This window comes from Rossellomorea sp. DUT-2 (assembly GCF_052665285.1).
The window spans coordinates 703,029-729,930 of record NZ_JBQPEO010000001.1; the positions used below are offsets into that span (position 1 = coordinate 703,029).

Annotated in this window: 22 protein-coding genes; 19 read left to right on the forward strand and 3 right to left on the reverse strand. The window is 40.5% G+C overall.

Features of this window, described 5'->3' with window-relative positions; genetic code table 11:
• Positions 1-11: 11 nt before the first annotated feature.
• Positions 12-1,160 carry a sulfate adenylyltransferase gene (gene sat / locus ACOSV2_RS03570; RefSeq protein ID WP_428973931.1) on the reverse strand — a complete coding sequence of 383 codons (1,149 nt, stop codon included), beginning with the start codon at positions 1,158-1,160 and terminating at the stop codon, positions 12-14.
• A 395-nt stretch (positions 1,161-1,555) separates the two neighbouring features.
• Between sat and ACOSV2_RS03575 the strand changes: the two genes are divergently transcribed.
• Positions 1,556-2,761 (forward strand): hypothetical protein, encoded by a 1,206-nt coding sequence (locus ACOSV2_RS03575; protein ID WP_428973932.1) that lies wholly within the window; start codon positions 1,556-1,558, stop codon positions 2,759-2,761.
• 51 nt (positions 2,762-2,812) lie between these two features.
• Here ACOSV2_RS03575 and ACOSV2_RS03580 read toward each other — a convergent pair whose 3' ends face one another.
• Entirely contained in the window at positions 2,813-4,168 is a 1,356-nt protein-coding gene (locus ACOSV2_RS03580) for a hypothetical protein (RefSeq protein WP_428973933.1), read from the reverse strand.
• 277 nt (positions 4,169-4,445) lie between these two features.
• Between ACOSV2_RS03580 and miaB the strand changes: the two genes are divergently transcribed.
• The 17 genes from miaB to ACOSV2_RS03665 all read left to right on the forward strand — a co-directional run bounded on the left by miaB (position 4,446) and on the right by ACOSV2_RS03665 (position 24,937).
• Entirely contained in the window at positions 4,446-6,011 is a 1,566-nt protein-coding gene (miaB, locus tag ACOSV2_RS03585) for a tRNA (N6-isopentenyl adenosine(37)-C2)-methylthiotransferase MiaB (protein WP_428973934.1), read from the forward strand.
• Between the two features lies 1 nt (position 6,012).
• Entirely contained in the window at positions 6,013-6,444 is a 432-nt protein-coding gene (locus ACOSV2_RS03590) for a RicAFT regulatory complex protein RicA family protein (protein ID WP_113968135.1), read from the forward strand.
• A gap of 456 nt (positions 6,445-6,900) precedes the next feature.
• A complete protein-coding gene (locus ACOSV2_RS03595; protein ID WP_113968133.1) occupies positions 6,901-7,437 on the forward strand; it encodes an outer spore coat protein CotE in 537 nt (178 codons plus the stop codon).
• 239 nt (positions 7,438-7,676) lie between these two features.
• Positions 7,677-9,845, forward strand: coding sequence for a DNA topoisomerase III (locus tag ACOSV2_RS03600; protein ID WP_428973935.1), 2,169 nt, complete (start codon positions 7,677-7,679; stop codon positions 9,843-9,845).
• A gap of 100 nt (positions 9,846-9,945) precedes the next feature.
• Positions 9,946-10,467: an ankyrin repeat domain-containing protein gene (locus ACOSV2_RS03605; RefSeq protein WP_428973936.1), complete on the forward strand. Its 522-nt coding sequence runs from the start codon at positions 9,946-9,948 to the stop codon at positions 10,465-10,467.
• 286 nt (positions 10,468-10,753) lie between these two features.
• Positions 10,754-12,202 (forward strand): carbon starvation CstA family protein, encoded by a 1,449-nt coding sequence (locus ACOSV2_RS03610; RefSeq protein ID WP_428974279.1) that lies wholly within the window; start codon positions 10,754-10,756, stop codon positions 12,200-12,202.
• Positions 12,203-12,629: 427 nt separating this feature from the next.
• On the forward strand, positions 12,630-13,520 hold the full coding sequence (locus ACOSV2_RS03615; RefSeq protein WP_428973937.1) for a nitrilase-related carbon-nitrogen hydrolase: 891 nt from the start codon (positions 12,630-12,632) through the stop codon (positions 13,518-13,520).
• 92 nt (positions 13,521-13,612) lie between these two features.
• Positions 13,613-14,968, forward strand: a complete 1,356-nt coding sequence (locus ACOSV2_RS03620) for an NAD(P)-dependent oxidoreductase (protein ID WP_428973938.1) — start codon at positions 13,613-13,615, stop codon at positions 14,966-14,968.
• A 22-nt stretch (positions 14,969-14,990) separates the two neighbouring features.
• The gene (gene preA, locus ACOSV2_RS03625) at positions 14,991-16,277 is read left to right on the forward strand and encodes an NAD-dependent dihydropyrimidine dehydrogenase subunit PreA (RefSeq protein ID WP_397551635.1); all 1,287 of its coding nucleotides are present in this window, start codon (positions 14,991-14,993) and stop codon (positions 16,275-16,277) included.
• A gap of 16 nt (positions 16,278-16,293) precedes the next feature.
• The gene (gene hydA, locus ACOSV2_RS03630) at positions 16,294-17,721 is read left to right on the forward strand and encodes a dihydropyrimidinase (protein ID WP_428973939.1); all 1,428 of its coding nucleotides are present in this window, start codon (positions 16,294-16,296) and stop codon (positions 17,719-17,721) included.
• Between the two features lie 131 nt (positions 17,722-17,852).
• Positions 17,853-19,325, forward strand: a complete 1,473-nt coding sequence (locus ACOSV2_RS03635) for an NCS1 family transporter (RefSeq protein ID WP_428973940.1) — start codon at positions 17,853-17,855, stop codon at positions 19,323-19,325.
• 66 nt (positions 19,326-19,391) lie between these two features.
• Positions 19,392-19,595 (forward strand): hypothetical protein, encoded by a 204-nt coding sequence (locus tag ACOSV2_RS03640; RefSeq protein WP_113968125.1) that lies wholly within the window; start codon positions 19,392-19,394, stop codon positions 19,593-19,595.
• A gap of 21 nt (positions 19,596-19,616) precedes the next feature.
• Positions 19,617-19,802, forward strand: a complete 186-nt coding sequence (locus ACOSV2_RS03645; RefSeq protein ID WP_113968124.1) for a hypothetical protein — start codon at positions 19,617-19,619, stop codon at positions 19,800-19,802.
• Positions 19,803-19,874: 72 nt separating this feature from the next.
• The gene (locus ACOSV2_RS03650) at positions 19,875-21,476 is read left to right on the forward strand and encodes a PucR family transcriptional regulator (RefSeq protein WP_428973941.1); all 1,602 of its coding nucleotides are present in this window, start codon (positions 19,875-19,877) and stop codon (positions 21,474-21,476) included.
• Between the two features lie 149 nt (positions 21,477-21,625).
• Positions 21,626-23,092, forward strand: a complete 1,467-nt coding sequence (locus ACOSV2_RS03655; protein ID WP_428973942.1) for a CoA-acylating methylmalonate-semialdehyde dehydrogenase — start codon at positions 21,626-21,628, stop codon at positions 23,090-23,092.
• Between the two features lie 21 nt (positions 23,093-23,113).
• The gene (locus ACOSV2_RS03660) at positions 23,114-24,469 is read left to right on the forward strand and encodes an aspartate aminotransferase family protein (RefSeq protein ID WP_428973943.1); all 1,356 of its coding nucleotides are present in this window, start codon (positions 23,114-23,116) and stop codon (positions 24,467-24,469) included.
• Between the two features lie 99 nt (positions 24,470-24,568).
• Positions 24,569-24,937, forward strand: coding sequence for a VOC family protein (locus tag ACOSV2_RS03665; protein ID WP_113968121.1), 369 nt, complete (start codon positions 24,569-24,571; stop codon positions 24,935-24,937).
• 49 nt (positions 24,938-24,986) lie between these two features.
• Here the strand turns inward: ACOSV2_RS03665 and ACOSV2_RS03670 are convergent, their stop codons facing one another.
• A complete protein-coding gene (locus ACOSV2_RS03670; protein ID WP_428973944.1) occupies positions 24,987-25,913 on the reverse strand; it encodes a VanW family protein in 927 nt (308 codons plus the stop codon).
• 129 nt (positions 25,914-26,042) lie between these two features.
• Here ACOSV2_RS03670 and ACOSV2_RS03675 point away from each other — a divergent pair, with 129 nt between their 5' ends.
• The gene (locus ACOSV2_RS03675; protein ID WP_428973945.1) at positions 26,043-26,852 is read left to right on the forward strand and encodes a hypothetical protein; all 810 of its coding nucleotides are present in this window, start codon (positions 26,043-26,045) and stop codon (positions 26,850-26,852) included.
• Positions 26,853-26,902 lie beyond the last annotated feature (50 nt).

Consider the following 26,902-nt stretch of genomic DNA (forward strand, 5'->3'; position numbering starts at 1 on the left):
TATACCTTGATCTATGAATCACGGCTCATTTCATTAATTAGTACTTCAATCACTTCTGGTCTCGAAAATTCCTTAGGTGGCATGATTCCATCTTTTAACATTTTGCGTACTTTGGTTCCGCTCAAATGAATGTGAAATTCTTCATCATGAGGGCACGTTTTTGTAGTCGCCATCGTAGCGCACTTAATACAATAAAATGCATGTTCAAATTTTAATATCTCTATTCCTATCTCCTCTTTTGTAAATTCGGAGAAGATTTCCTGAGCATCAAATGTTCCATAATAATTCCCAACTCCTGCATGATCTCTTCCCACAATGAAATGCGAACAGCCGAAATTTTTCCGTACTAAACTATGGAATACAGCCTCACGAGGCCCTGCATATCTCATCGCTGCAGGAAAAGTAGACAATAGGACCCGATCTTTAGGATAGTATTCATCGAGTAGTATTTTATAGCTTTTCATTCGAATCTCTGCAGGGATATCGTCTTGCTTTGTATCTCCTACTAATGGGTGAATCAATAATCCATCGACATTTTCCAGGGCTGTTTTTTGAAGGTATTCATGGGCACGGTGTATGGGGTTCCTTGTCTGGAATGCGACGATGGTGTCCCAACCTAACTCTGTAAATCGTTCCCTTAATTGTTTTGGTGTTTGAAAATCCCTTCTAAAACAATCAGGGAATTGAAGAAGCTTAACGGGTCCAGCTACATACACATCCTCTTTTATAAAGGTCTTCTGAACACCGGGGTGAAGTTTGTCCAATGTTTTAAATACGAAAAGTGCTTCCGCTTCTTTACAGTATTCATACATTTCTTGTATATCCATCATACCGTAGACTACTCCATCCTCTCCTTTAAGAAAAACGGTATCACCAAGTGAAAGACTATCTTTCACCTCATTAGAAATAGGGAGCGTAATGGGTAAACTCCATACCAGCCCATTTGCCAATCGCATGTCTTTCAGCACATTCAGATAGTCTTTTTGGTTCATGAATCCCTGTAAGGGGCTAAAGGCACCTGTGGCAATCAGGACTAAATCGGAAAGCCCCCATGAATCCAACGTGATGGATGGAAGGGAGGACATACGAGTCAACAGCTCATCACGTTCTTTCCCTTTTACGACCTGGTCAATGAGTTTACCGCCATGTGGGGTAATCATAATAATTTCTCCTTTCATAAAATATCGATTTTATTAATAATGCGGACCAGTAACATGATCATCACCTATCAAATGATGAAGTGTAGATCGATCACCTGACTCTTACTAGTTTATGTGAAAAACAGTGAGAGGAGAGGGCTGTAGTATAAAACAAACATCAGCCTACAGTCGAAACGAAGGCATCTTTTTCAGTACCGCTACGTAAGGAGAAACATATAATAATAGTATTTTCGATCATTAGGTTCTGATTGACTTCCTCTGAAAAAGTACTGGATGAACCATAAACCCAAGCGCATCAATATAGGTGTTTGTTACATATGAAAGAACTAAATCATATTTCATTCTCAGTTTTCATAAGATACATAGACAACATCAATAGGGTGGTGAGCATTAACATGAAATTAAAGATCAATGAACATGATTGGGGATCTATTCCAGCCTATACCTTATCAGCCATCCGGTTTTTTTGTACGGAAAATAATTACCATTTCAATTGGAACAAAGAGGAACAAATGGTGGAAGTGAAAAGTTCTCTTCATGGAAAAAAAGTATGGCTATCAGTGAATACATCGAATGAAAACATAAATCATGAGATTAATGAAAAGGTGAAAGAGGTATTAACTCATTATGGGGTTGATATTTCAATAGTGGGAAATACTGAAGAGCCTAGTGAGGGGGATCTATTTATTGAACTAGTGTTGAGCAAACCAAAGAACGATAAACGGTTTGTTTCATTAGGATATAACGAAAAACTGAATTCCATCAATGTCAAAAAAAATCTCTCGTTCTATAAGGATGAGCTGCATTTCAATGGGTATTATTTATTGCCCGAGCGCCACTCAATTCCACATCTTAGATGTTCCGTGCAGTGTAAGGATGAGGAATTCCTACTTAATGAAGGTCCTTCCATTTTGACGACTTGTGTACTAAAAACACTACTGGGGAAGCAAAAACCTACCTTACTCGATATGGATGTTCTGCATTTATTAAAAACGACAGATAAGCTTGTAGAGGATACCGGAATAAATAAGGGCGAGATGCAGAAGCCAAATAGGCATAGCCAGATTGATGATAAAGAATACGAAGAAATCAAAAAGCAGAAAGCGGACAGGAAAATTCGAGAAGCCCAGGTAAAAAAGCCTTCAGCTGAAATATATTTTGATTATCATGTACTACCTAATCGAAAACTGGAAAGATATTCTATCAAAGCCGGCTTTTTTATAAAGAATACCGGAAACGTAGACTTATTGAATCCAAAAATCTGCTTTCGAATGAACCCTCCTGATAAAATTGAAATTGGAGGACAGATCCTTCCCCCCGAAATGAGTGATATCTTTTCCATTCAAGGTCAAAACGGTGCACAAGGATGGAAGTATATGGGGAAAGACTGGCTGGAAAAGGCATACGCAACTGGCGATTATTGGATTGAATCTATACAGGAATCATTCATCCCGCCGGGTGAAACAATTACAGTGGAGGGATTGCAATTTACGCTGGAAAATCTTGAAGAACAGGAAACTTCTACTATTTTAGGGTTTGTGTTATTTGAAGAACAAGAGCTCCAGCTCAGTTCAAACAATAAAATCATGATTACCTATTAACAATAAAAAGTTGCCCAGGGTCTCCCTGGGCAACTTTCTTTATTACTGTCGTCATTCTCTTGAACTGGCATCCTTTTGTGTACCCATCTTATTTGAGGAAGCTTTTTGACGAGGTTTAATTATATGAGTCTGACTTCTCTTTTGGTTCTCAACCAAGCGTTTCAGTTCAAATAGATTGTGAGTCATTATGGAATTATGGTCACGGATAGAATCCACTTCTTCAATAAATTCTATAAATCGCTGTTCGACTTCTTTAAATTTCTCCATTAGAGCTTCATTCTGGTGGATGAAGTGAAGCTCTTGCTCCTGCTCGACCGCTTCAATCCGTTCAGCTTGTTGTTTTGACCGTTGATCAATATCGGCAAATTGGGTGGAAAACCACCACTCATTCTCTTCAAATTGCTTTTGATATTCGCTGATAAACGTTTTTATATACTCCATTTTTTGCTTTTCTGCTTCCACTAACTGATCCTTTGCGAACTGCAAAGAATCAAGAGTATGTTTTCTCTCAGACATCAGCTTTTCTAACTCTTCTGTTTTAGAAATAAGGCTATAGAACATTTCTTTCTTCGTTTCTTCGGAATGAGCTAAAGCAGCATTTATATCCGAAATATGCTGTTGTTGACTATGGACTTTCGTATTTAACGATTGATTTAGTTGCAGTAATGTTTGATTTTCATTTAGTAACGTTTTGTTTTCAGTTGATGACTTGTTATGACTTTCTTCCAGCTTGGATAATGAAAGTGAGAGGCTATTGAGTTCATTTTCCGAATGAAGGAGCTTTTTTTCTAGTTCGTAAATGGATGTAGCTTTCTCTTGCAGGAGCCTTTCCTTATGGTAAAGCTGTTGACGGAGTGAATCTCTTTCTTCATCCAGCCTGGACATGGAAAGGGCCAGGTTTTTCCGTTCTACCTCAGTTTGAACCAGTTTTTTCTCCAACTCTTTTACCGTTTCACCTTGTTCCAAAAGGGATTCTTCCTTGCTGATAAGCTTATCCTGAAGTGTTTTCACTTCATCCTCTAATAAGGATAAAGATACTGATAGATTTTTTCGCTCCATCTCGGTCCGAAGCAGCTTTTGCTCTAATTCATTAACCGTTTCAACCTTCTCTATAAGGAAATTTTCCTTGACGTGTAGTTGATGATGAAGCTCATTCACTTGATACTCAAGCTTCTCTTTCCCTTCTTTAAATCTATTTCGATCCCTCATAAGTTCTTCCTCAGAAACCCGGTTTACTTCTAACTCCTCGTTTAGGTGCTCCAATTGGTGAAGCTTTAAAGTGAAAAGTTCTTTATAATGCTGAACCTCTGCATACAGATAGCTTTCTTGTAATCTTTCAACGGTTTGATTCAATTCATCTATTTTGGAATGGAGGTATAATTTTTCTTGGTTTTCAATGTGATACATAGGCGTCTTTATTTTATCCTTTGCTATTTGAATCTCCTCCCTGGGTATTTGTCTTACTTTACGTTATGCACCATTTGGAAGGGGAGTTACATGGATGAAAGCCCATTTATCCAGGTATGCTGGAAGTTTCGAACAAATTTCAACACTTAAGCGCCTCTATTGTATGTAGCCTCAAAAACCTTTATACTATTATAATGTGCAAGAATGTATATCTTCTTAGATTATTTTATAATAGAAGATAAGCGGTTTGGTTATAGAGGTAGAAAGGGGATTTTTCATGAACGAAGAGCAACGAAAGCATGGACAACAATCGAAGTCTGTTACTCCACCGGACCAAAAATCCGAAAAGGACTACAGTAAATACTTTGAAAGTGTCTATATCCCACCATCGTTAACAGATGCCAAAAAGCGTGGGAAGGAAGAAATTAAATATCATAATGACTTTACGATTGATGATCAATATAGAGGTTTAGGAAAAGGCAAGAAATTCTATATTCGTACGTACGGTTGTCAAATGAATGAACATGATACAGAAGTGATGGCAGGGATTTTCATGGCATTGGGCTATGAAGCGACGAATTCGACTGATGATGCAGATGTGATCCTTTTAAATACATGTGCGATTCGTGAAAATGCCGAAAATAAGGTGTTTGGGGAATTAGGGCACCTGAAGCATTTGAAACGGGAAAAACCTGAGCTGTTAATCGGTGTATGCGGGTGTATGTCCCAGGAAGAATCCGTTGTGAATAAAATCCTGAAAACATACCAGCAGGTTGATATGATTTTTGGAACCCATAATATTCACCGTCTTCCTAAAATCCTGTCCGATGCTTATATGTCCAAAGCAATGGTCGTAGAAGTTTGGTCTAAAGAAGGGGACGTCATCGAGAACCTTCCGAAGGTACGCCGCGGTAACATTAAAGCATGGGTGAACATCATGTACGGCTGTGACAAGTTCTGTACATACTGTATCGTTCCATACACAAGGGGTAAGGAACGAAGCCGCCGTCCTGAAGAAATCATTCAAGAGGTACGACAACTTGCCGCCCAGGGGTATCAGGAAATCACACTTCTTGGACAGAACGTGAATGCCTATGGTAAAGATATCGAGGGTCTTGAATATGGCTTAGGAGATTTAATGGATGACCTTCGAAAAGTGGATATTCCACGCATTCGATTTACGACGAGCCACCCTAGGGATTTCGATGATCACTTAATAGAAGTCCTTGCGAAAAAAGGGAATCTGGTTGAGCATATTCATTTACCGGTTCAATCCGGTTCGACAGATGTTCTGAAAATCATGGCACGTAAGTATACACGTGAGCAATTCCTGGAATTAGTAAGGAAAATTAAAACAGCGATGCCGGACGTTGCTCTTACAACTGACATTATCGTCGGATATCCGAATGAAACCGACGAGCAATTTGAAGAAACACTTTCTTTATATCGGGAAGTTGGATTTGAATCGGCCTTTACGTACATCTATTCTCCTAGGGAAGGTACCCCTGCGGCGAAAATGAATGACAATGTACCGATGGAAGTCAAAAAGGAACGGCTTCAACGATTAAATGCAGTTGTGAAGGAATACTCTGCTGAAGCGATGAAGAACTATAAAGGACATATCGTCGAGGTACTGGTGGATGGAGAAAGTAAGAAAAACCCTGACATCCTTGCCGGTTATACCCGACGCAGCAAGCTTGTCAACTTCAAGGCTCCTAAAACAGCCATTGGAAAAATTGTAAAGGTTAAGATCACAGATGCTAAATCGTGGTCACTGGATGGGGAAATGGTCGAAAAAGGCCTGATTGGATCAGAATTTCAAGAACCGGTAGAGGTGAATTAATATGGCAAAGTACACAAAAGACGATATTATGAAGCGGGCAGAAGAGCTTGCAACGATGATTGCTGAAACAGAAGAAGTGGATTTCTTTAAACGAGCAGAAGCTCAGATTCACGAAAATCAAAAAGTGCGTGAAATGATCGCAAGTATTAAGAGCTTACAAAAACAAGCGGTTAACTTTCAGCACTATGGTAAGACAGAAGCATTAAAAATGGTTGAAGAAAAGATTGAAAATCTGGAAAAAGAAATCGACGCCATTCCAGTCGTACAACAATTTAAAGAGTCTCAAACGGACGTGAATGATTTACTGCAAATTGTTGCTTCCGTCATTTCTAATAATGTGACGGATCAAATCATTGAAACCACCGGGGGAGACTTACTCCGTGGTGAAACCGGATCACAAGTGAAAAACTCAACGCCTGGAAGCTGTTCTTAATAGAAGAATTGTGTAAATAGGTGGATAATTAAAATAAAAACGATCTCTGCTTAAAGGAATGTCCCTTTCTTGCGGAGATCGTTTTTTGTGTTTAGTTTGATCTTTTGCTAATGTTTCTTTTTTCGTTTTAGTTGTGCGCTCCATTATAGAAAAGTCTGGTAAGGTACTTCGGAGCCTCGTCACATCCCGGCCCGTATTTCTAAGGACATGATCCCTTTTTCGTCTTGCCTTGCTTTTTGACATAAATACATCCTCCTCTTCGAATCAACACTTCATTGCTGAATCTTAGTTTACCATTTTTCTATGGTGGCGGGTAGTGCATTCCGGAACATTCAATGGGTATTCGCATACAATACATTATCTCGCAACAATCCCATTATGTAATTAAATTTACTCGCACAAACACCTAGATAGTCGCATAAGATGAATTGAAAATGAATGAGGAGGTTCGCTCGAATGGCAGAATATAGAGAGATTATTACTAAAGCGGTCGTAGCGAAGGGACGTAAATTCACACAGTCTCATCATACGATTAGCCCGCCGCATAATCCATCGAGCATTTTAGGCTGCTGGATCATTAATCATCAGTATGAAGCACACAAAGTTGGCAAGAAGGTTGAAATTCACGGTTCATACGATATCAACGTATGGTACTCCCACAGTGACAACACAAAGACATCCGTTGTAACAGAGAGAGTACAGTATACAGACTGCATTAAGTTGAAATACCGTGATCCTGATTGCTTAGATGATATTGAAGTATGTGCTCGAGTACTGCAACAGCCGAATTGCTGCGAAGCGGTTATTTCACCAAATGGTAACAAAATCATTGTTCACGTCGAACGTGAATTCCTAGTGGAAGTTATAGGAGAAACGAAAGTATGTGTCCTTGTAAATCCTGAAGGTTGTGACGATGAAGACTGGGATTGCGACTTAGATGATGAAGAATTTGAAGAGTTAGATCCAGACTTCTTAGAAGGAGACGAAGAATAGCATTTACTAGGAAGACGGCCTCTTCCTAGTTTTTTCTTCTTCAGAGTTAAAGGGAATTTATCGCATAAGGGATGGTAAACAGTACAGGGGGCATCTCTCTAGATGCTCTTTTTTTCGTGGGAGAAACCAACCACCTGTAAAGGTGATTGGTCTGAACTCTAGAATACTATTCATTTTATTGTATGTTAAAATAGAAAAGATATAGAAACAAAACACCTAGTATTGAAAGGATTTTTTACATGAAAAAGATTTTAGTCCTGGCAGAAAAGCCTTCTGTCGGTAGAGATATTGCCAAAGTACTCCAGTGTACGAAAAAAGGAAATGGATTCTTAGAAGGAAACGACTATATCGTCACTTGGGCCCTGGGACATTTAGTCACATTAGCAGAGCCTGAAAGCTATGATGACCGCTACAAAGCATGGAAGCTTGAGGATTTGCCTATGATTCCCCCATCCCTTAACCTTGTGGTCATTAAGAAGACAGGGAAGCAGTTTAGCTCAGTGAAATCACAAATGAACCGTCCGGATGTCAAAGAAATCGTCATTGCCACTGATGCCGGAAGGGAAGGGGAGCTTGTTGCCCGCTGGATCATTGAGAAGGCCAGGGTAAATAAACCGCTGAAACGGTTATGGATTTCATCTGTCACCGACAAAGCGATTAAAGACGGATTCAATAAACTGGAAGATGCCAAAAAATATGAAAATCTCTTTGCAGCTGCCCAAGCGAGATCTGAAGCCGATTGGTATGTGGGAATGAATGCAACCAGGGCTTTGACTACCAAGCACAATGCACAGCTATCATGTGGACGAGTACAAACACCTACGTTAAGCATCATTGCACAGAGGGAAGAAGAAATCAGGAACTTTAAACCACTAACGTATTATGGCATACAGGCCACGACGGATCGCGGTACCTTTATTTGGTCAAACCGTAAAAATAAAGATACGAAAACATTTTCTCAAGACGAAATGAAAAACGTCATGGCTTTATTGAAGGACAAAAAGGAAATCACTATTCAATCAGTAAAAAAATCAGAAAAGAAAAATCACGCTCCTTCTTTATATGACTTAACAGAATTGCAAAGAGATGCTCATAAAATCTTTGGCTATTCTGCTAAAGAGACACTTTCCATTATGCAGAAATTGTACGAGCTACATAAATTAGTGACTTATCCAAGAACAGATAGCAAACATTTATCCAGCGATATGGTCGCGACATTGAAGGACAGATTGAAAGCAGTGAGCGTACAGCCTTATCGTAAAATGGCTCATTTAGCGTTGCAGAGTTCAAAACAGCTTTCAAAAGCATACGTTGATGACCAAAAGGTGACGGATCACCATGCCATAATACCGACGGAGGAGACACCTTTCCTACAAAAGTTACAGGACCGTGAAAGAAAGATCTATGATCTAGTCGTGAAACGCTTCTTAGCTGTATTCTACCCTCCATATCTTTATGAACAAACGACGATAGAAGCCTCGATTGGGACTGAAACCTTTCAGACGAAAGGAAAGCGGATTGTAGAAATCGGTTGGAAAGAAGTATATGATTTTGATTCAGAAAAAGATCAAGTGCTATCAAAAATGGAAGAAGGGGATATATTTTCCGTTCTGTCTATAAGAGAAACAGAAGGGCAGACGAATCCTCCCGGCCGTTTTAATGAAGGAACACTTCTATCCGCTATGGAAAACCCAAAGAAATTCATGAAAGAAAGTAACAAAGATCTTCTCGACACCATACATGAAGCAGGGGGACTGGGTACAGTTGCGACAAGGGCAGATATAATTGAAAAGCTTTTTAACTCAGGAGTGATTGAACCGAAAGGAAAAGAAATTCTGATTACCTCTAAAGGAAAGCAATTATTGGAATTGGCCCCTCTTGAATTACAATCCCCGACACTTACAGCAGAGTGGGAGCAAAAGCTTGAAAAAATCGCAAATGGATCTCTTAATAAACAAGTATTCTTAAAAGAGATTAAAGATTATACGAATAAGTCGGTTAATGAAATTAAGAACTCTACTAAGAAATTCTCTCATGATAATCTGACAGGAACGAAATGTCCTGACTGTGGCAATCTGATGCTGGAAATAAAAAATAAGCATGGGAAGAAATTGGTCTGTCAAGATCGCGAGTGCGGTCATCGCAAAAATATTAGCAAAAAAACCAATGCGAGATGCCCTAATTGCCATAAACGCTTAGATCTAAGAGGAGAAGGGGAAGGGCAGATGTTCACTTGTGTGTGTGGGCATAGAGAGAAACTTTCAACCTTTAACGATCGAAGAAAAAAAGAAAAGAATAGCAAAGCAAACAAAAAGGATGTAAATAAGTATTTGAAATCACAGCAGAAGGATGAGCCGGTCAACACTGCATTAGCTGATGCTTTGGCTAAATTTAAACTGGATCAGTAATTTTTTATAGGGATGACTCCCCATTTTAGGAGTCATCCCTATCTTTTTTTAAATATAATTGATAGAATATTTATAATTATGTGAAAGTGAGGTGGGTGTAATGACATCAATTACCATTCAAGAATTTTTTGAAGCAATTGAAACAGGTGACAAAGAGACAGTAGAACTTTCATTGAGAAATGACACAAATCTATGTAACGCAGATAATGAACAAGGTTTAATTGCATTAGGAGTGGCTGCACATTATGGTCATAAGGAGATCGTCGAGCTTCTTCTGAATTTTGGTGCGGATATCAATTCCATATCAAATTCGAAAGTTTCCTACATTCCTTCTAATACGGCTTTACATGCTGGAATCGCCGGGAAAGCTTCTAAAGAACTGTTGGAGTTTTTATTAAAACAGGGAGCGAATGTCAATCAGCCCGATTCATCGGGGCACACACCGTTACATATTGCTGCTTTCGACGGAAGTGAAGAAATTGTGTCCCTGTTACTGGCTCACGGGGATGGACGAGAGATACATTCAGGGAATGACCGTACTCCATTGGAAATTGCAAGGGAAAGGAATAATATAGAATTTTTAAAAGCTCATGAAGAATTTGCAAAAGGAAAAGTACAGTAGCTTCCAACATGTAAAATGCACCTCTTCTGAGAGGTGTATTTTATTTTTGTGATTTTATTTAAAAGAGTGTCGATTCAAGCAAATAGATTCACTATATATGTATTATGTTAAGAAACTTTTTTCGAACAATGTAATCCCTTACATTGTTTATTTGACAGTCTTTAGCTTATATATAAATTATTTATTAATTCGGAAGAAATAATATTTTTAGAAAATTCTGTTGTTTTTTGTCGTTTCTCATATTAAAATAAACGTTAAATTCATTTACTGAAGGGAGGACATCGTGATGCTAACATTTCTTGCATCCATCTGTATTCTAGTAGTAGGTTATTTCATTTATTCAAAGGTGGTAGAGGGTATTTTCGGTATTGATGATAGCAATGTGACTCCTGCATACTCAAAGAAGGACGGCTTGGACTATATGCCCATGAGCTGGTGGAAAGCAAGCCTGGTTCAATTGTTAAACATTGCGGGGTTAGGTCCGATCTTCGGGGCAATTTTAGGTGCTTTGTATGGGCCGGTGGCATTCCTATGGATTGTGATTGGCACCCTGTTTGCGGGAGCGGTTCATGATTACTTTTCTGGAATGTTATCACTTAGGCATAATGGAGCTCAGTTTCCTTCTATCGTAGGAAAATATTTAGGAAAACCTGTACAATCCGTTATGAACATTTTATCGATCGTGCTGATGATTCTCGTAGCCGCTGCTTTTACATCGGGCCCAGCACAACTAATGGCAGAGGTGACACCGCTTAATTTTATGACGTCACTTATCATTATTTTTACATACTTTCTCATTGCGACTGTCTTACCGATTAATAAGATTATTGGAAAGGTTTATCCGTTCTTTGGAGCCATCCTTATCTTTATGGCAGTTTCGATTGGGATTGGGTTGTTTTTCTTTGAACATCCAGTCCCCAATCTAACATTTGAAAACTTACATCCAAATGATTTACCTTTGTGGCCTTTGTTAATGGTTACCGTTTCATGCGGGGCAATCTCTGGATTCCATTCCACTCAAAGTCCCATCTTAGCCAGAACCTTAAAAAAAGAAAGTGAAGGACGAAAAGTATTCTATGGAGCAATGGTGGCTGAAGGAATCATCGCATTGATCTGGGCTGCAGCAGGTATGGCATTCTTTAATGGAACAGCGGGGCTTCAAGAAGCATTGGCAGCCGGCGGACCTGCAGGAGTGGTAAATGAAATCAGCAAAACGACGTTAGGCACGTTAGGTGGAGTACTTGCTGTCCTGGGTGTAATCATTCTTCCCGTCACAACTGGGGATACTGCGTTAAGATCATCAAGAATGATGCTTGCTGATTTACTGAAAGACGTACGTAAGAAAGAGGTTGAAGGGAAATGGCTGCCGGTCTTGTTAGTTATTCCGGTGGCAGTCCCTACGTTTTTACTTACTCAAATTGACTATACCTTCCTGTGGAGATATGTTGGATGGTCCAACCAGGTAGTAGCAACCGTTATGTTGTGGACTGCTGCCATTTATTTATTACGTCAAGCAAGATTCCACTGGATTTGCAGTATTCCTGCACTGTTTATGACAGGAGTTGTAAGTTCGTATATTTTTTACGCTCCAGAAGGTTTTGGTCTACCCTATTCAACAGCAATGATGATTGGTTCCGTCATTTGGTTGGCAGTCTTGATTTGGTTTGTGGGACAAATAGTGAAATACAGACCTAGAAGGAAACAATTACTAGAGATGAAGTCAGTAAGTTCATAACGATTATCGACAAAAACAGCCTTTTCAGTAGAGAAGGCTGTTTTTTATTTGGAAAGTTCAAATGCTCTTGCACAGACCTTCAGGAATGAGAATGAATGAATCAAGAGGGTAGCCTGTTTTTTTGTCGATTGAAAACTGAATTTTCTAAATATTAAAACAAATAATTCTACAAAATTCGTAATGAAAGTATGCTACCTTAAGAGAAACCATTCATTTTATAGAATGTACATAATGACAAATCCGGAACGTAGTTAGTGTTACAGAATGTATAGTGCATTCTGTAAATGTACGAGTTAAAATAAAGTGAAAATACTTAAAATTCAGATTTTTTTAGTCGGTGAAATCTAGTAAGTGTGAACCAATGGAGCAAAAAAACAATGAAAGCGCTTACTATTTTATAAAATCTATTTGTGTAGGGGGTAATGAAATGTCAGATTTGGTGAAAATTGGACTTATTCAAGCTTCTCATGATGTAGATGGGAGTGAAAGGGTAGACGTCCATAAAGAGCAAGCGATCAAAAAACATGTGGAACTGGTACGGGACGCAGCAAAAAAGGGAGCTCAAATCATTTGTTTACAGGAAATCTTCTATGGTCCTTACTTTTGCTCCGAACAAAATCCAAAGTGGTATGACTCTGCTGAAGAAATACCAAATGGTCCAACAACAAAACAGTTTCAGGCGTTAGCCAAAGAGCTGAGTGTCGTCATCGTTCTTCCAATCTATGAGAGAGAAGGAATAGCAACTTACTATAATACGGCAGCGGTCATCGATGCAGATGGATCCTATCTCGGAAAATATCGAAAACAGCATATTCCACATGTTGGGGTTGGAGAGGAAGGTTACGGATTCTGGGAGAAATATTACTTTAAACCAGGAAACCTTGGGTACCCGGTATTCGATACTGCTTATGCAAAAGTAGGAGTATATATTTGTTATGACCGTCACTTCCCGGAAGGTGCCCGCTTATTAGGATTAAAAGGGGCAGAAATTGTGTTCAATCCATCTGCAACGGTAGCCGGTTTATCTGAATACTTATGGAAGCTTGAGCAGCCAGCCCATGCGGTGGCAAACGGCTACTACTTAGGAGCTATTAATCGTGTTGGTTTTGAGGGTCCTTGGAATATGGGTGAATTTTACGGACAGTCCTATTTAGTCGATCCGAGAGGCAGCTTTGTTTCCATTGGAAGCAGAGATAGTGATGAGGTCATTATCGGTGAAATGAATAAGAAGCTTTTGCGTGAAGTCCGGGATACATGGCAGTTCTATCGAGATCGCAGGCCTGAAACTTATAACGATATGACGGCTTTACTTCCTTAAAATATTGAGGCTGACGGTGAACCATCATTGTCAGCCATGGGGTGTTTAACAGGTTATGGAAATTAATAGGAAATGGATAGGGGGAAGTCAGTTTGTCTAACACACTTTCATTACTCAATCTTGAGAAGAATTTTCTCGAAGCCCATGAGGGATTGACCAATAGGGAAGCCGTGGAGGAAGCGAATCGCTGCTTGTATTGTTATGATGCTCCGTGCATAGTAGCTTGTCCCACAAGCATTGATATACCTTCATTTATTAAAAAGATTGCATCCGGGAACTTGAAAGGATCGGCAAAAACAATCATGTCTGCAAATCCTGTGGGTGCGAGCTGCTCACGTGTCTGCCCGACAGAAGAGCTGTGTGAAGGGGCTTGTGTACTGAATCATTCTACTAAGCCAATCATGATTGGAGACCTGCAGCGATATGCAACAGATTGGGCAAGACATAACGACACGGTGCTATTTGAAGCAGGGGAACCAAATGGGATCAAAGTAGGGATTATCGGAGGGGGACCAGCCGGCCTATCGGCTGCAAGGGAACTTGCCCGCTTCGGATATGAAGTAACCATATATGAAGCGGAAAAGGAAGCTGGAGGCTTAAATACTTATGGAATCGTATCTTTCCGACTTCCCCAGAGCATATCTTACTGGGAAGTGGAGCAAGTAAAGAAATTGAATGTCGATATTCGAACCAATGTCAAGGTTGGTCAAGACATATCTGCAGATGAAATCGTAGAGAGCCATGATTTTGTCATCTTGGCGGCAGGAATGTCCCATGTTCCAGATTTGAAAATTGAAGGGGAAAACTTAAAAGGTGTTCATGACGCCATTGAATTTGTTAAGGCAACGAAAAGTGGCAAGCTGTCGCAAGATTATGTAGGCAAAAAAGTGGTGGTGATCGGAGCGGGGAATACAGCCATTGATGGAGCCACCTGTTCTGTCCGCTTAGGAGCAGAGAATGTAAAAATCTTATACCGACGTACACAAGAAGAAATGACGGCTTATGATTTTGAATACGAATTTGCAAAACAGGATGGAGTAGAATTCCGCTGGCTAACGTCACCTCAGAGAATTATAGGAAATGATGCAGGAGAAGTAACGGGAATCGAATGTATCAAGATGGAGTTAGGAGAGCCTGGTGAGGATGGAAGAAGACGTCCGATTCCTGTCAAAGGCTCACAGTTTGTGCTTCCTGTTGACGCAGTCATTAAGGCGATTGGCCAAACTCGTCATCTATCACTTATTGAACAATTCGATCTGGAGCATTCAGACGGTGTGGTACAGGTTAATCTAGAAACCTTCCAAACCTCTAATCCAAAGATTTTCGCCTGTGGAGACGTTGTTTTTGGTAAGGGAGTAGGAGAAGCAATGGTCGTTACGGCTGCAGAGCAAGGGAAGCTTGCCGCCTATCAATTACATGCACAATTGGAGAAAGTCCACGTGAATTAAGATTGTCCTAGGGGGGGAACTCATGGCAAATTTAAACATTGATTTAGCAGGAATAAAATCACCTAATCCATTTTGGCTGGCGTCTGCGCCACCGACGAACTCGGGTTACCAGGTTCAAAGAGCATTCGAGGCCGGTTGGGGCGGTGCAGTATGGAAAACATTAGGGGAGCCTATTATTAATGTATCTTCAAGGTTCGCAGCCGTAAGCTTTAATGGTCAAAAAGTAGCAGGATTCAACAATATCGAACTCATTACCGATCGACCATTAGAAGTGAATCTGAAGGAAATCTATGAAACAAAAAAGCGATTTCCGAATCATGCAATCATTGCATCATTAATGGTAGAGCCTAAACAAGAAAAATGGCATGAAATCGTAAAGAAGGTTGAAGACGTCGGAGTTGATGGGCTGGAGCTGAATTTCGGATGTCCACACGGAATGGCTGAACGGGGAATGGGATCTGCGTCCGGTCAGGTACCAGAACTCGTCGAGAAACAAACCTTTTGGGCCAAAGAGGTGGCCAGGACACCTGTAATTGTAAAATTAACGCCAAACATTACAGACATTACTGTCACAGCTGAAGCCGCTGTCCGGGGTGGAGCAGATGCAGTAAGTATGATCAATACAATCAACAGTTTAGCAGGTGTTGATCTGGATTCTTGGAATACCATTCCGCATGTAGCCGGAAAAGGTGCTCATGGAGGATATTGCGGACCTGCAGTAAAGCCAATTTCATTGAACATGGTTGCCGAATGTGCCAGAAATCCTCGTATCAATGTTCCGATCTCAGGAATGGGAGGAGTATCCAATTGGCAGGATGCCGTCGAATTTATGCTTATGGGAGCATCTGGGGTCCAGGTTTGCACTGCTGCTATGCATCACGGTTTTAGAATAGTCGAGGATATGCTTGATGGCTTAAATAATTATTTGGATGAAAAAGGGATTGCTTCAGTTCAGGATATCGTCGGGAAATCAGTACCGAGATTTTCTGATTGGGGAAATCTTGATCTTAATTATAGTGTTGTGGCAAAAATCAACACGGATGTTTGTATTAATTGCAATAAGTGTCATATTGCCTGTGAAGATACGTCTCATCAATGCATTGACATGCTAAAAGACCCTAAAGGAAACAGCTATTTAAAAGTGCGGGAAGAAGATTGTGTCGGATGTAATTTATGCTCGATTGTCTGTCCGGTTGATGGGGCTATTGACATGATAGAAGTTCCAAGCGGCCATATGCCAATGACATGGAATGAACGTCAAGCGGTAGTAGGGAGCTTATCCGAAGCTAAAGTAAACGCGGCGAAATAAATCTGGAGGTATGGAAATGAATAAAATTATTCAAAATGGAACCATTGTGACGGCAACAGACACATATAAAGCGGATGTGCTTATACAAAGTGGGAAGATCGCAGCCATAGGTAAAGGGTTTGATACTAGCAATGCAGAAATAATTGACGCGAAAGGAAAGTACATTTTCCCCGGTGGGATCGATCCCCATACTCATCTGGAAATGCCCTTCGGTGGGACGGTATCAAAGGATGATTTCGAGAGCGGAACCATTGCAGCTGCCTTTGGAGGAACGACGACACTCATTGATTTCTGTTTGACCAATAAGGGAGAACCACTTCAAAATTCCATTGATATATGGCATGCGAAGTCTAAGGATAAAGCAGTCATAGATTATAGTTTCCATTTAATGATCGGGGAAATCAATCAAGAAGTTCTATCACAGCTTCCTGAGGTGATGGATAAAGAGGGGATTACATCGTTCAAAGTCTTTATGGCCTATAAAAATGTATTCCAGGCAGACGATGAAACGCTATTTAGAACCTTAATTGCCGCGAAGGAATTAGGAGCACTCGTCATGGTACATGCCGAGAATGGCGACGTTATTGAGTATTTAACCGAAAAGGCTCTAGAGGAAGGGAAAACGGAACCAATTTATCACGCGCTGACGAGACCGCCTGAACTGGAGGGTGAAGCGACTGGCCGCGCAGCCAAACTAACCGGATTGGCAGATTCCCAATTATATGTTGTGCATGTTTCCTGCTCTGATGCCGTTGAGCAGATTTCAGCAGCAAGAAGTAAAGGATTGAATGTCTGGGGAGAAACATGTCCTCAGTATCTTGTGCTTGATCAAACCTATTTAGAGCGTCCAAACTTTGAGGGAGCTAAATACGTTTGGTCGCCTCCCCTTCGTGAGAAGTGGCACCAAGATGTTCTCTGGAATGCCTTGAAAAGTGGACAGCTGCAAACATTAGGGTCTGATCAATGCTCATTTGATTTCCAAGGGCAAAAAGATCTTGGGAAAGATGATTTCACTAAAATCCCGAATGGCGGACCGATTGTTGAGGACCGTGTATCCATATTATTCTCAGAAGGAGTTGAAAAAGGGCGGATAAGCTTAAACCAGTTTGTTGATATCATGTCTACGCGTAGTGCAAAGCTGTTTGGTCTTTATCCTCAGAAAGGGACCATTGCTGTAGGTTCTGATGCAGATGTGGTCATTTTCGATCCAAGTGCTGAGAGGGTGATAAGTGCTGAAACTCATCATATGGCAGCAGATTATAACCCGTTTGAAGGCATGAAGATAAAAGGTGAACCTGTTTCTGTATTGTCCAGGGGTGAATATGTCATTAAAGACAAACAGTTCGTCGGTAAGCTGGGAACCGGAAAGTATATTAAGAGAGCAAAATACGGTAAGCTTCTTTCAAATGAAGAGAGTGAAGCACTTCAATCCTCTAAATCTTAAAAACTTTAGAAAAAAATGCATCTTAACTGTAGAACAACTCCTGCCAGAGGAAGGGAGACTGCCTTCCTCCGGCCTCTCTTGTCAAAGATATGGTTTTGCCATTCGAAGCAAAAAAATAAGGGGTGTTCAAGATGAAGAAAAGTTATTTAAAGTCTCCGGATTTATTACCGATTAAAGAGAGCGAAAGAAAAATCACCAAGCTTGGCTATTCATTTATGTGGGTTGGAATGGTTGTCGTTCTCGCAACCTTCGCCATTGGGGGTGCCGGGGTCGTATCCCTACCTCTGCCTCTTGTTGTTCTGGCCACCATTATTGGGTCTCTTGCGATTGGTCTATTTATTACATTAACCGGGGATATCGGGATTGAGCACGGGGTATCATTTCCGGTTTATATGAGAGCACCTTTTGGAACGCTGGGAACCCATATTCCCTCTGTAGTTCGTGGTCTGGCAGCATCAATGTGGTTTGGAATAAACACCTACTTTGGTGCAACAGCGATGAATGGTATTTTAAATATTTTATCTGGTTTTGATAATTGGTTTGTTTGTTTCATGATTTTTGCCGTCCTTCAATTAGTGAATACAGCTCTTGGGATTAAAGCGGTGGAAAGGTTTGCCGACCTTGCCGCACCGGTCATCATTCTTATTTCTGTATGGATGTATTCATCCTTATCTGAATCAGCCGCTTCTCAAGGAAGGGACATTTGGAGCTGGGTTGAAAGTCCGGTAACAGGTGCTGCCACGTTTACTGCTTTTCTGGTAGTCATCTTTAGTAATATGGGATTTTGGGCCACACTATCTGCTGATATTCCGTCCATTTCCAGATTCATGAAAGCTCCAAAAAATGAGCGGAATTGGTTTAAGAGAAACAAAAGCTCGATCATTGGTAACCTTGTAGCTCTCCCTATTACTCAATCATTTATGGTGTTAATTGGTGGGATTTCGTATATTGCCGTTTTAAATTATGATCCCGTCGTAGCCCTTCAAGAAGCAGCGAGCGGATTCGTTTTAGGGGTCCTCCTTCTGATGATCGTCCTGGCTCAATGGTCAACGAATATTGCTGCGAATATCGTTCCGGCTGCAACAATATTCTCTAATGTCGGGGGACCGAAATTCCCGTTCTGGGCAGGGGTCATCACTGCTGGTATTGTGGGTACGATCGTACAACCATGGAACCTTTTTGGTGTAATCATTCCAGTTCTACTATTCGTAGGAGGCATACTGTCAGCCATCGTGGGGATTTTAATTTCAGACTATTATTTTATCAGGAAGCGAAGAGTCAATGTACCTGCATTATATGAAGAAAAAGGACAATTCAAGTATATGAATGGAGTGAATCTAGCCGGGTTCATCTCATGGATTATTGGGGGAGTTGCCGCCTATTACGTTCCAAACTTCTCATTTTTAGTCGGCTTCGGGGTTGGAGCTCTTTGCTATTATGTATTGGCTAAATTCTGGTGGTTTAAGAAATACGAGCAGGCAGAACTAATTGACCCGAGTGATGAGAAATATCTTGGATTGTCTGTCGGCCGCGATTGGGAAATTCAAGTCGAAGAAGAAGTCGTTGTCTCGGAAGAATCCCCAACAGGAACAAGTTTTTCTTAATAGGCATGGTTTTCATTGGATCATGAAGCAGGGTAGTTCTGAAGATACGTTAGAAAGGGTGTCGGCATGTCTGATTATCAAGAGTTTTTAAGTGAAAGGGATAAGATTGATTTTCTCATTCAAAAAGGCTTTAAAATTGAGAAAATAACAGAGAACCTAAGTGGGGCATTTGTTCTGTTTAAGCATACTGAAAATAAAAGAAGTGCCACTCTTCATGTGAAAACGGCAAATGCACGAAAATATTTTTCAAATCTATTACTTCAAAACTAATAGTTGAAGGGGGGAGCTTGGATGAGTGACGTTATGGGACCGCGTGAAGGAAAGGAACTGACACTCTTTCCTGGAAATATGCAAACGTCTGATGAGCTAATCGATTGGGTGTTAGCCGTCTTATCTTCACAACAGCTATCAGATGAAGAAATAATGAAATGGTGGAGTGAAGAGATCCAGTTTGCCATCCCCTATATAGAAGAATAGAAGCAAAATGAAGGATTGGTTCCGCCAATCCTTTTTCTCCATTTCCCAAAGGCAGAACATAAGGAGAGAAACATGAAAAGTAATTACTATTTCTCAGTAGAAGATATTCTAGTAAGAAAGTACTTTGAACATGCTAAAGTGATTGCTGGGCACAATGGTCTAAGCCGTCAGGTGAAGTGGGTCCATGTAGTCGAAGTAACTTCGATAAAAAATCTTCTTAACGGAAATGAACTGATTCTTTCTACAGGAATCGCTTTACAGGAGGAAGAGACCTTTCTTTCACTCCTTCAACAGTTAATCGAAAGTGAAGCAGCAGCGATTTGCATTGAACTTGATACCAATATTTCCACGATTCCGATTTCTGTATTAAAGTGTGCAGATTCATTTGATTTTCCTATTATCGTGTTTCAGAGGGAAGTTCCGTTCGTTAGTATAACTCAGGATATTCACTCCGTACTCATCAATCAGCAATACGACATGATAAAAAAACTGGATTCATATGCACAGGAGTTAAACAGAAGGCTGCTCGGGGTTAATCACTTCAGAGAGATCCTTCAGGTTTTACATAAGGAGCTTACTGTACCTGTACTCTTTCAGTTGAAAGAACAAGAGGTGGAAATCTATCCACTCATGTGCTCACCGGATGAAGAGAGAATACGAAAAAGTTATCACAGTCATAAAGATACCCGTAATCACCATTTTGCCTCCACTAAAGTTATTTTATTTGACCAGGAATACGCAGAGTTATGTATATACAGAAGCGATCATCCTTTTAGTGAATATGAGCTTCTCATATTGGACAGAACTTCAACGGCGTTAGCCCAGTATTTAATGAGAGAATTGTATTTTAACGAGCAAAAACGGTTAGAAGACTCCAAATGGATTACCTGTTGGTTAAAAGGAGAACAGTCCTATGAGAGACTCTCCGCATTTTTAGCCGACTTAAAAGTACAAGTCAATGGTGGAGTCGTCTGTATTTGCCAGACGAACAGGCTGAATGAACAAGAGCCGATTGATTTTACCTATTTTAATCTTGTCACCAGAAGTATTTTTGAACAGCAGGGTTTTCGTGTGTTACCCGAAAGAGTAGGGAATGATCTCATTTTCATTCTTCTGGACACAAGGAGGACAGGAGATTGGAAATCGAGAGTCACCACTGCCTACGAAAAGATTCTTCAGTCTGATTTCTTTAAAGATTCTTCACAAACAGTATTTGCAACTGGCAAATACCAAATGGAGACGATGGAAATTCACAAGAGCTATGAAACTGCTAAAGACAGTCTCATGTTTCAGTCAAAGGTGGATGCTTCAAAGGCGTATTTTTTCTTTGATGATCTGCATTTATACAGGCTGATTTCAATCGTTAACAACAATGTGAATCTTTGGGAAATGATCGAAGAGTACCTCACACCGCTCCTTGATTATGATCGTAAACATGATGGCAGTCTATTGAAGACGTTGAAGGTTTTCCTTGCATGTCAGGGATCAAAACAGGAAACCTCGAAACAACTATTTATAGTAAGACAAACACTCTACCATCGCCTCAAAAAAATTGAGGATTTACTTGGAGATGATTTTATGACCTCTGATAAACGTGTGGCCATCGAGTTTCTCCTTGCTGCCCATGATTATTTGCAACCACTTAGCTCTTTGAAAGAGTCGAGGATTAATTAATGGTAAAGTGTCAAATTGAGAAGCCAGGTTCTTTTACACAATGTCTAATGAAACCACTGACAATTTCTTTCATAATAAAACTATAAACTATACGACAGGTTCTACACCACGGAGAAAAATCCGATGGAAAAATAAGGAGGAACTAGAATATGACGATCATTAAAAAAGACGTAGCTGTATTAAAGAATTACATTGGAGGGGAATGGGTTGATTCTCTTAGCTCACAGACGTTACAAGTAGTGAATCCTGCTACAAATGAAGAGATTGCAAGAGTCCCGGTTTCTACTAAAGAAGACGTAGCTAGGGCTGTGAAAGCTGCTAAACAAGCCTCACAAACCTGGAAGAAGACGCCGGTTCCAAAACGTGCCCGTATTCTATATAAATACCATTCTTTACTTTCTGACAATCATGAGGAGTTGGCCAAACTGGTTGTACAGGAAAATGGTAAATCATTTAAAGAGGCGTATGGTGAAGTGCAGCGGGGGCTAGAGTGTGTGGAATTCGCCTGTGGTGCACCGACTTTAATGATGGGTGAAACGCTGAGTGGTATTGCAGAGGATATTGACTCAGAGATGTTCCGATATCCACTTGGTGTAGTGGGGGGGATTACGCCTTTTAACTTTCCTATGATGGTACCCCTGTGGATGTTCCCGCTTGCAATTGCGTGTGGAAATACTTTCGTGTTGAAGCCATCAGAAAGAACCCCGATTTTAGCCAATAGGCTTGCAGAGTTATTAACAGATGCAGGAATGCCCGATGGTGTATTGAATGTCGTGCATGGTGCACATGATGTCGTAAATGGATTGATCGAGCATAAAGATATTGCAGCCATATCCTTCGTCGGGTCTCAGCCGGTGGCTAAGTATGTGTACCAACAGGCTGCCTCTCATGGGAAAAGGGTTCAGGCCCTATCCGGGGCGAAGAATCATCATGTTGTCATGCCTGATGCAGATATGAATAAAGCGGCTGAGCATATTATCAGTTCAGCGTTTGGCAGTGCCGGCCAGCGATGTATGGCTTGCAGTGCCGTAGTGGTTGTAGGGGATAATGAACCGTTTGTTAAGGCATTAAGTAAAAAAGCAGATGAATTATGTATTGGTAACGGGATGGACGAAGAAGTGCTACTCACTCCCGTCATTCGAAAAGAACATCGAGAGAAGACACTGGGTTATATTGAAAAAGGACTGCATGAAGGTGCAACCCTCTTACGGGATGGGCGTAAAGAAATGGATGACTTCAAGGAAGGAAACTTCTTGGGTGCAACGATCTTCGACCATGTTTCACCGGATATGACCATTGCAAAAGAAGAAATGTTTGCCCCTATCCTCAGCTTGTTGAGAGCCAAGGATCTGGATGAAGGTCTTGATTATATACGTCAATCAAGGTATGGAAATGGTGCTACGATTTACACGAAAGATGCAAAGGCAGTCCGACAGTTCAGAGAAGAAGCAGACGCTGGAATGCTGGGTATTAACGTTGGTGTTCCTGCGACAATGGCGTTCTTCCCATTTTCAGGGTGGAAGGATTCTTTCTATGGGGATATGCATGTAAACGGTAAAGACGGAGTAAATTTCTATACTAGGAAGAAAATGATCACTTCTCGATTTGATTTTTAATCAGAGTTAGGGGGAACTTTCATGGTGAAAGCAGGTCAATCTCAAGATGTATGGTTAAGGAATGATGAAAAGCTGATTTGGCATTCCATGAAACCATACAATCCCGATGGAACAATGGTTGTTACAGAGTCTGCCGGGTCCTGGATTACAGATAAGGATGGTCAAAGGTTTCTGGATGGCATGGCAGGGCTATGGTGTGTAAACGTAGGATATGGTCGACAGGAATTAGCAGAGGCAGCCTATGATCAGCTTAAGAAAATGGCTTACTTCCCACTAACACAAAGTCATCAGCCGGCTATCGAGCTTGCAGAGAAATTAAATCAATTACTTGGGGATGACTATGTCATTTTCTTTTCCAATAGTGGATCCGAAGCAAATGAAACCGCCTTTAAGATTGCCAGGCAGTACCACCAGCAAAAAGGGGAACATGGACGGTATAAAATTTTCTCCAGATATAGAGGATATCACGGGAATTCCATGGGGGCCCTGGCCGCAACAGGTCAGGCTCAGAGGAAATATAAGTATGAGCCGTTAGCTCCTGGGTTTATCCATATCGCTCCACCTGATTGCTATCGCGATGAAACATCGGGGGAAAATCCACATGATCTTCCTGGTGTAAAAGCACTTGATCAAGCCATGACCTGGGAATTGAGTGAAACGGTGGCTGCGTTGATCATGGAACCGATCATCACAGGAGGTGGGATTCTCGTTCCACAAGATGAATATATGAAAGCGGCGAAAGAAGTTTGTGAGAAGCATGGAGCACTTATGATTGTCGATGAAGTAATTTGTGGCTTTGGTCGTACAGGCAAGCCATTTGGTTTCATGAATTATGATGTGAAGCCGGATATCATCACGATGGCAAAAGGAATTACAAGTGCGTATCTTCCGCTATCAGCAACAGCCGTGAAGCGTGAGATATATGAAGCGTTTAAAGGATCTGAGGAATATGATTACTTCCGCCATATTAATACATTCGGTGGAAACCCTGCAGCATGTGCCCTTGCTTTGAAAAACATTGAAATCATGGAGAGTGAAAAGCTTTTTGAACGATCTGCTGATCTTGGTGAAAAGGCATTGAACACTTTGAAAAATCATTTGCAAGATCATCAATATGTTGGAGATGTCCGAGGAAAGGGTCTGTTAATTGGAATTGAAATGGTAAGTGATAGGGAAACAAAAGAACCTTTAGACGTATCGAAGGTCAATGAGGTGATTGGATACTGTAAGCAAAAAGGGGTAATCATAGGGAAAAATGGGGCAACAGTCGCTGGTTACAATAATGTGCTAACTTTATCACCACCATTAAACATAGAAGAGGAAGATCTGGATCTGTTATTATCCACGGTGATGGATGGGATCAAGCAACTTCAATAATAGTGAATGGAAAAACACCTGTTTGTGCAGGTGTTTTTCCATTTTTCAGGGAATAGAATTTTATGGTAAAATGAACGAGTAGGAATCAAGGGGGAGGGGTTGAGCATCATTTTCAAAGGGATTGATCATATTCAGTTTGCTGCTCCAAAAGGCTGTGAAGAGGAAGCTAGAAAGTTCTTTGGTGAAATTCTTGGTCTTAACGAAATACCGAAACCTGAAAATCTTCAAGGGAGGGGCGGCTGTTGGTTTCAATATGGACCACAGGAAATTCATGTAGGGGTACAAAATGATTTTGTACCAGCAACAAAAGCGCATCCGGGTCTACTTGTTACAGATTTAGCTGCGCTTAAGCGTACCCTATTGGAGAAAGGTATCAGGATAAAAGAAGATACACCGATTAACGGTAGAGATCGCTTTTTCGTCTCAGATCCATTTGGAAATCGAATTGAATTTTTAGAATATCATTAATAATGAATGCACCTCATGAATCAGGAGGTGCATTTTCATTTTCAAAACACTATTCATGAATAGATTTATCCACATCTTTCTCCGTAGATAATTCTTCTGAAGCGCTTGGCACCTTTCTTTTTTCCACATTGATAAGGTCAGAAGAATAAATCGAGGTGATAACTTGCCCGCCCATTACTTTTGCCCGGATGAGCAGTGGTTGGTTATAAGCGTTTCTAAAAGTGAAGTCAGGTCCATACCAGCTAACTGTAGCGTCTCTGCCCTTTGGCACGTATGGAACCCTCTTTGAATGATGATACCGTTCCAATATTTTTACGCCTGCCTGGTCAACGGCATTAAATAAAGTAGATGATACCTGACAAATCCCTCCCCCAATATCTTCTGATAGTTCCCCTTTTACAATTACGGGAGCTTTTTTATATCCCTTTTCTTTCGTTCTTCTTCCTACCACTCCATTAAAGGAGAACACTTCTCCAGGGAACACAACCGTATTATTGATTTTTTCGGTTGCTAAAACAATATTTTGAGACCGTTCCTTATTATGCTTATTGAAATATGTGACGTATCTTCCAATAAGCTGTGTCCGGATGTGCGCAAGGATCTCACTATCGACTTTGGGGTGTAGGGTCATAAGGGGGGCTTCCATATTGACTGATCCTCTGGAAAAGAAGAAGGAATGAACCAGTTCACGAAATTTCCTTTCATTAAGTTTGTAGCCGGCTCTTTCTGAAATAATTTGATTATTCTCATTGATATAAGCATTCAGAGGAGGGGTATAAACTTGATTTTGCACTTCTGAAACTAGTTCCTCATATTGACTTTCGTCCATTATTGGTTCATCTACCAATGGTATTTTTAATGAATTACGTTCTATAGAAATTGGCGTATGATTTTGAAATTGTATATGTAATTGATCTTGACCATTCATTACAGGAAACAGTAATAGACCAATTGTACTAAGTTTAATCAAGAGCATATGAACCCTTCCTTTCTAATGTAGTATCGGTGGAAAAGGCTTCTTTCATGTCAAATCCTAATTGCCAAAAATTGATGGTTATGTATTTGCAGCTGTGATTAAAAACTAAGAAAAAAAAGAGGTCTTTACATGCTTTATTTATTCAGGTCCATGATGGTTGTGTCTTTACTTTTTTCATGCAGTCCTAAACCTGCGGGGGCAATGCCTAGTTTTACTGTAGAAATACTTCCGTGGGATCAAGTGAAAGATATCATTCCAAAACAATCTTATTTTACGATTATTGATATAGAAACCGGCCTTTCTTTCAAGGTTCAAAGAAGAGCGGGAAGTAAACATGCGGATGTACAACCAGTTACTGAAAAAGACACGAAAATCATGAAATCCATCTATGGGGGAAAATGGAGTTGGGACCGTCGTGCAATTCTCGTTTTAGTACATGATCAATTAATATCTGCCTCAATGAACGGGATGCCGCACGGAGCAGGTGCTCTCCAAAACAATTTTCCGGGACATTTCTGCGTGCATTTTTATGGAAGTACAACCCATAAAACGCCAACGCCTGATTTGGCACATAAGATCATGATTTTAAAAGCAGGTGGAAAACTGGATGAGTTTCTATACAAATTGGACCCCTATGAGTTGATCAGCGTAATGGAGATTGCTGTCAATCAGCAGGATGAAAAGCTGATTTCACAAGTTATGTTTGGAAGTGGCGGGTCCGTCCTTAAGAGAGTGAAACATATTGATGTTACAGAGAGATCGATACTTCCTGTAGAGGATTTACCGATACTTGTTGGAATGAAGCTTAAGCTAAGAGTGAAATGGATACGTTCCAATCAATCTGTAGAAGAAAATAACGTTCAATTCATCATTCGGAAAGATACGATTGAGGATCAATGGAAAATAGACGGGCATGCTTTTCTTGAGGAAATGGAATAAGGAGCCATTAAGATACATTATTTCCCTCCAGTGGATGAATTCTTATTCTT

What these genes read in the sequence shown, in the direction of transcription:
- sat (WP_428973931.1), bottom strand. Translation starts at nt 1,160, where the DNA reads ATGATTACCCCACATGGCGGTAAACTCATTGACCAGGTCGTAAAAGGG.
- ACOSV2_RS03575 (WP_428973932.1), top strand. Translation starts at nt 1,556, where the DNA reads ATGAAATTAAAGATCAATGAACATGATTGGGGATCTATTCCAGCCTAT.
- ACOSV2_RS03580 (WP_428973933.1), bottom strand. Translation starts at nt 4,168, where the DNA reads ATGTATCACATTGAAAACCAAGAAAAATTATACCTCCATTCCAAAATA.
- miaB (WP_428973934.1), top strand. Translation starts at nt 4,446, where the DNA reads ATGAACGAAGAGCAACGAAAGCATGGACAACAATCGAAGTCTGTTACT.
- ACOSV2_RS03590 (WP_113968135.1), top strand. Translation starts at nt 6,013, where the DNA reads ATGGCAAAGTACACAAAAGACGATATTATGAAGCGGGCAGAAGAGCTT.
- ACOSV2_RS03595 (WP_113968133.1), top strand. Translation starts at nt 6,901, where the DNA reads ATGGCAGAATATAGAGAGATTATTACTAAAGCGGTCGTAGCGAAGGGA.
- ACOSV2_RS03600 (WP_428973935.1), top strand. Translation starts at nt 7,677, where the DNA reads ATGAAAAAGATTTTAGTCCTGGCAGAAAAGCCTTCTGTCGGTAGAGAT.
- ACOSV2_RS03605 (WP_428973936.1), top strand. Translation starts at nt 9,946, where the DNA reads ATGACATCAATTACCATTCAAGAATTTTTTGAAGCAATTGAAACAGGT.
- ACOSV2_RS03610 (WP_428974279.1), top strand. Translation starts at nt 10,754, where the DNA reads ATGCTAACATTTCTTGCATCCATCTGTATTCTAGTAGTAGGTTATTTC.
- ACOSV2_RS03615 (WP_428973937.1), top strand. Translation starts at nt 12,630, where the DNA reads ATGTCAGATTTGGTGAAAATTGGACTTATTCAAGCTTCTCATGATGTA.
- preA (WP_397551635.1), top strand. Translation starts at nt 14,991, where the DNA reads ATGGCAAATTTAAACATTGATTTAGCAGGAATAAAATCACCTAATCCA.
- hydA (WP_428973939.1), top strand. Translation starts at nt 16,294, where the DNA reads ATGAATAAAATTATTCAAAATGGAACCATTGTGACGGCAACAGACACA.
- ACOSV2_RS03635 (WP_428973940.1), top strand. Translation starts at nt 17,853, where the DNA reads ATGAAGAAAAGTTATTTAAAGTCTCCGGATTTATTACCGATTAAAGAG.
- ACOSV2_RS03640 (WP_113968125.1), top strand. Translation starts at nt 19,392, where the DNA reads ATGTCTGATTATCAAGAGTTTTTAAGTGAAAGGGATAAGATTGATTTT.
- ACOSV2_RS03645 (WP_113968124.1), top strand. Translation starts at nt 19,617, where the DNA reads ATGAGTGACGTTATGGGACCGCGTGAAGGAAAGGAACTGACACTCTTT.
- ACOSV2_RS03650 (WP_428973941.1), top strand. Translation starts at nt 19,875, where the DNA reads ATGAAAAGTAATTACTATTTCTCAGTAGAAGATATTCTAGTAAGAAAG.
- ACOSV2_RS03655 (WP_428973942.1), top strand. Translation starts at nt 21,626, where the DNA reads ATGACGATCATTAAAAAAGACGTAGCTGTATTAAAGAATTACATTGGA.
- ACOSV2_RS03660 (WP_428973943.1), top strand. Translation starts at nt 23,114, where the DNA reads ATGGTGAAAGCAGGTCAATCTCAAGATGTATGGTTAAGGAATGATGAA.
- ACOSV2_RS03670 (WP_428973944.1), bottom strand. Translation starts at nt 25,913, where the DNA reads ATGCTCTTGATTAAACTTAGTACAATTGGTCTATTACTGTTTCCTGTA.
- ACOSV2_RS03675 (WP_428973945.1), top strand. Translation starts at nt 26,043, where the DNA reads ATGCTTTATTTATTCAGGTCCATGATGGTTGTGTCTTTACTTTTTTCA.